General features: G+C 53.9%; 1 protein-coding gene. It reads right to left on the bottom strand.

The genetic code is table 11. From position 1 onward, the window contains the following. A partial coding sequence (locus tag NC99_RS07650; RefSeq protein WP_157624648.1) for a carboxypeptidase-like regulatory domain-containing protein occupies positions 1 to 2129 on the bottom strand: 2129 nt, incomplete at its 3' end. Positions 2130 to 2251: the final 122 nt, after the last annotated feature.

The following is a 2251-nucleotide window of genomic DNA, read 5'->3' as shown; positions in this document are numbered from 1 at the left end:
TTGTTGACATTCCCGCTGTATCCATAGGTGCTTCGCAGTTTCAGCACCGGCAGCAGATCATGTAGTGGAAAGAATTCTTCGGAGCTGATCTGCCAGCCCACACCGGCTGACCATAGCGGCACGCCCTTGTTGTTGGCATCCACCCCAAACAGGTTGGATTCATCTTTCCGGGCACTGGCCGTGAGCATATAACGTCCCTGCAGCGTGTAAGACAGGTTGCCGTAGTACGACCGGTTACGATCGGTCAGGTAAGTCAGGGACGACCGGTCGGGAATGGTGGATGTTGAACCTGTGGGCGAAAGCAGGTAGCTGGTGGTGTAATCCACCCGCGAGGTGGTCAGCAGCTCATCGCTGTAGCCATACACCCGGTCCGACAGGCCGGTGGTGCGGGTCTGGCGGACTTCCGTTCCGGCCAGTACACTGAGTCGGTGACGCTCACCCCAGTTCTTGTCCACATTAAGCTGGGCCCTGCCCGAATGAGAAACAAGGGAAAGGTAACTGTTATCCAGGATGCCGCCCTGCGGAACAGGAAACAGCAAGCTACCATCCCCGTCGGTATAGGCATACTGGTTGATCATATTGCGCGTGTAATACATTTCCTGGCTTTGGAAATCACGAATATGCCGATCCTGGTTTTCATACTGGTAGCGACCCTCCACATTGAGCCAGGAGGTCAGGCGGTAGTTAACCGCCGTGTTGATCCGGATATCATCCGTTTGAATTGTGTAATCCTTGTTTTGCAGCTCCTGTAAGGGGACATACGACCAGTCCAACAATCCATTGGCTTGCGCCTGGCTGACAAAGGCCGTGTTGAAATCACGCACCACCGCCAGTGGGTTCCCGTTGTCATCGGCCAGGCGGGCATAGGGGTAAAGGCCGTAGGTGCCTCCGCTGGTTATTGAGGCGCTTCCGCCATTGTTTTGCGCCTGCCGGCTGTGGGCATATTGGATGCCCGATGAAATCTCTAGCGAAGCCGTGGGGTGATAAGTCAGCATGGAATTGACCGTAATCCGGTCCAGCTCGTTTCGTACCAGGTTTTCCTGGTTTTGGTCCAGTCCGCCGCTTAAATAATAGCTGACCGCTGATCCGCCTCCTTTCATGGTAAAGGAATGTTGCCGGTTGACACTGTTTTGGTACAGGTATTTACTAAAGTCGCGGCGCACATCCAGCTGCCGGTAGCGGTCCAGCTGCGCTTGCGCCTCCGTTTCGCTGATCTGACCGTCGCGGCGGGCAATCAACAGCTCCACCACCGGCGACATAGCGGGCTGGGCCGAATAGTCTTCCATCCAGGTGTAATAGTTTTGATCAAACAGGCTTTGTTCCACATCAATAAAATCCGAAGCATTCAGAAACTGCGGGTTGTCGAAAACATCCGGTTTGCGGCCAATGGTCACGCTGTTGTTAATTTGGATGGTCATGGGCTGCTCCAGCCGGCCTTTTTTGGTGGTAATCACAATTACCCCGTTTCCGGCCCGCACGCCCCAGATGGAAGCGGCAGCGGCATCCTTCAAAATGGTGATGCTCTCAATATCGTTGGGGTTCAGGTTGTCCAGATCCCCTTCGTAGGGGAAATTGTCGACAATCACCAGCGGGCTTTCCTCCGACTGGATGGTACTTTGTCCGCGAATACTCAGCGAAGGCGAGCCGTCAAAGCGGCGGTCAAAGAGCAAGGCCGGGGTGATGTTCTCCAGCCGGCTCAGCACATCGGTGCTCACCGCCCGGTTCACCAGCCGGTTGTCGATGTGGGTGTAGGAGCCCAGGGTTTTATCTTTCGACAGGGTTTGGTAGCCCGTGGAGACCACTACCTCTCCGATGGAGACCACCTCCTGTTCGAGGTAAATGTTCAGCGGGCTTCCGTCATCCGGAGCATAAACCGTTTGCCGGAAATACCCGACATGGGAGACATGAAGAGCGGATTCACCGGCTGGCAGGGCTAGCTCAAAATGGCCGAGGCTGTCGGTTACGGCCGATGCCGAATAGTCGGGTGTGGTAATGAAAACTCCGGGGATTGCGTTTCCATCGCTTGAAAAAACAGTTCCCCTTACTTGCTTTAACTGGGCGAACGATTGGGTTGAAATCCCAATACCGATTGCCAGCATGAATAAATAGCGTAATTTTTTTTGCATCATGAGGGTGTGAGTTTTTAGTCGTTTATTTGAATTGTTTAATCACCAGCATATCGATTTCGCAAAGCTCCTGATCCAGGGTTAACCCATATCGGTTCAGGGAGGCCTTAAACCGGAGAATGTCC

Source organism: Sunxiuqinia dokdonensis (genome assembly GCF_001270965.1).
Classification (GTDB): domain Bacteria; phylum Bacteroidota; class Bacteroidia; order Bacteroidales; family Prolixibacteraceae; genus Sunxiuqinia; species Sunxiuqinia dokdonensis.
The sequence above is the reverse complement of the archived record's forward strand: the minus strand, read 5'-3'. Positions and strand labels throughout refer to the sequence as shown.